At 41.1% G+C, this 2741-nt stretch carries 3 protein-coding genes and 1 pseudogene; 2 read left to right on the top strand and 2 right to left on the bottom strand.

Annotated elements, in window-relative coordinates:
- Positions 1–145 precede the first annotated feature (145 nt).
- Positions 146–1333 (top strand): transposase, encoded by a 1188-nt coding sequence (locus tag AC37HE_RS09470; RefSeq protein WP_500782586.1) that lies wholly within the window; start codon positions 146–148, stop codon positions 1331–1333.
- A gap of 152 nt (positions 1334–1485) precedes the next feature.
- Here AC37HE_RS09470 and AC37HE_RS09465 read toward each other — a convergent pair whose 3' ends face one another.
- Positions 1486–1848: a group II intron maturase-specific domain-containing protein gene (locus tag AC37HE_RS09465; protein ID WP_500782585.1), complete on the bottom strand. Its 363-nt coding sequence runs from the start codon at positions 1846–1848 to the stop codon at positions 1486–1488.
- A 21-nt stretch (positions 1849–1869) separates the two neighbouring features.
- A pseudogene (locus AC37HE_RS09460) lies at positions 1870–2142 on the bottom strand (reverse transcriptase domain-containing protein); the annotation flags it as partial.
- A gap of 144 nt (positions 2143–2286) precedes the next feature.
- Here AC37HE_RS09460 and AC37HE_RS09455 point away from each other — a divergent pair.
- Positions 2287–2741: hypothetical protein (locus AC37HE_RS09455; protein ID WP_500782584.1), on the top strand; the 455-nt coding region annotated here is incomplete at its 3' end.

Genomic DNA, 2741 nt, shown 5'->3' with positions numbered 1-2741 from the left:
TTTTGTACTTTTCGTAATAAGTGTTCTTTACAAGATCAATGGTTCGGACAGTTTTTGCTAAATCAATGAATTGACAAGAGTCCCAGATATCGCAGAGAATTATGTCTCTCACAACAATATTTCTCAAAACGACAAAAGGGACTCCATGGAAATAGTAAACAAAATTTTGAAGCAGATGTCCAACACTTCGAGACCTCAACAGAAATTTATAATGGTGCTATTTTCGACTTTATTGCTTTTGCGCGGTAGAGCTAACTTTCGAAACTTAAGCCGCTACAGTGGATTATGTGAAAAAACCTATTCGCGTCAATTCCGCAAGACATTTGACTTCATAGAATTTAACCGTTTGGCTGTATCTGATATGATACCCAAATCGCATACTCAGATTGGCGCCATAGATTGTAGCTTCATCAACAAAAGCGGCAAACACACATATGGTCTGGATAAATTTTACAACTCAAAATTAGATAAAGCTTCTATAGGGTTAGAGATTTCAACTATATCCATCGTAGATGTAGTTGAAAACACGGCTTACAATATTTCCACACGCCAGACACCGATTATTAAAGATCCGAACAAGACCCGTATGGATTGGTATCTGGAACATCTTCAACAAGATCGATACGCTCTTTGGCCAACAGTGCGTTACCTGGCTCATGATGGCTATTATCAAAAGGTAAAATTTGTCGATGGTGTTGTTGGTTTAGGTCTGCACAGCATTGGCAAACTGCGTTGCGATTCCAATCTTCGCCACCTATACCAAGGTCCTCAAAAACCGCTTGGACGAAACAAAGAGTTTGGTGAAAAAGTACGCTTTGATGATCTGAGTCACTTTGAATTAGCGGCAGTAGAAAAAAAGCAAAGGCTTTATACTACCGTTGTCAACAGTGTCAGCTTAAAGAGAAATATTCGCGTCGCCTATATCGTCAAACAGGATGGCGGAAAGATATCTACAGCATTGCTGTTTTCAACCGACATCCATCTTGCCGCCACTGAAATCTATCGATATTACAAAGCTCGATTTCAGATCGAATTTCTGTTCCGCGACGCGAAACAATTTACAGGACTTTTAGATTGTCAGGCCCGATGTAAGCAAAGTCTTCATTTCCATTTTAATGCTTCGATGACAGCCCTGAATTTGATCAAAATGCAAGACCGTCAGTTAACCGAAAGGTCTGAGGGCCGCGTCATATCTGTTTTGAGTTGGAAAATCCGAAAATTTAATGAACATTTACTTGAACGCTTTTCTTCAATGTTAGGTCTGAACCTAACTTTGATAAAATCAAACTCAGAATATGAGAAAGTCCTTAATTACGGAACCATCAATGGATAAAACTGTCTGAACCATTGAATAAAAGATTCTCAATATTCAGAAGCTTCTCACGGTAGGAACCCCAGTTACCCGGAGCCCCCCGCACAGACCCGGACGTGCAGTTTTCCCGCATCCGGTTCCTCGGTTGTACTCGCCTTCGCGTAAGGCGTTGTTTATGCAAATACCCGATGTCGTCTATTTACAATCTGCATTTCTGGCTTGGCAATTCCTAACCAGTCGATTGCTTTGCTGAAGGCCTTCCAGTGAAAGCTCTTTCGCTTGCCGCCTCGGCGGTTCAGCCATTTGAATGAACTCTTTATCGCCCAGTTGAAAAAGTGCCATACCGTATGCAAATTACCAGGAACATTGTAGTAATTGTAATGTCCTACTAATTTCCGGTTTAGCGCTTTTATGAATTTCTTGCCTTTTAAATGCCGATTTTCTTTGATCCATTCCTTGATGCGCTTGCGGGCACCCTGCAACTTCTTCGGTGCCGTTCTCTGTTCCACTCTGGCAACACCTTCTTTGTCTTTCATCCAATATGTCTCAAAGCCTAAAAAGTCGATCCGCCTTTCCATTCCCGGATGAAATCGACTGAATCGGATAAGACCGGTCTTTTCCGGTGCCACTGCCAGATTGAACTTGTCTAATCTTTTGGGCAGTTCTTGATAAAACCTGTTGGCTTCATCCCGATACTGAAATGCACATATGAAATCGTCTGCATATCGGAGAAGGAATGCTTTGCCCTTGCAGTGCGCCTTTACCCGCTTCTCAAACCAAAGGTCCAGTCCAAAGTGAAGGTATACATTCGCTAAGACCGGCGATACAATCCCGCCTTATGCGAAGTAAGTAATTATGCAAAGTAAGCCTTAAAAACCACAATAAATCAATGGTTTCTTATTGATTTACTTGGCATAATCTCCACCAATGATGACTGAGCAAAAGCTCAAAAAATCATTGAAGGAGATATGTTTATGCAAAAGAAACCATTGAAAGATCTGTTGCAAGAGTTAGAGCAGGAGCTGCTGCGACTCGGTTACACTGAAGGCTCCATGAAGTTTTACCGTAACCGGTGGGAAAAAATTATTCAGTTCGCTAAAGAGCGGGATGATTTTTTCTATTCCGAGCAGCTTGGAATCAATTATGTTGAACACCATTACCAGATCCTTGAAAAGGATTTTGATAAAACCCTATCCCAGAAAGATACACAAGAACTCCGCATCATTCGAATGATTGGGGACTTCCAACTCCACCACACTGTTCTTAGACGATACTATAAACACAGAAAGCTGCTTACAGATTCCTATTACATAGGCATCAGTAAGGATTTTAAAGAATACTGCAAGTACAAAGGGTATTCCAAAGTAACCGTAGATCATTACGTAAAGCAATCGGAGCGTTTCATGGATTATCTTGTTTCCCAAGAAAT

The sequence above is a fragment of the Mangrovibacterium sp. genome (genome assembly GCF_059905295.1).
This window is presented reverse-complemented; position numbering and strand designations above follow the sequence as displayed.

Coding starts and splice junctions, on each gene's coding strand:
- AC37HE_RS09465 (WP_500782585.1), bottom strand. CDS start 1,848: ATGAAAGACAAAGAAGGTGTTGCCAGAGTGGAACAGAGAACGGCACCG.
- AC37HE_RS09470 (WP_500782586.1), top strand. CDS start 146: ATGGAAATAGTAAACAAAATTTTGAAGCAGATGTCCAACACTTCGAGA.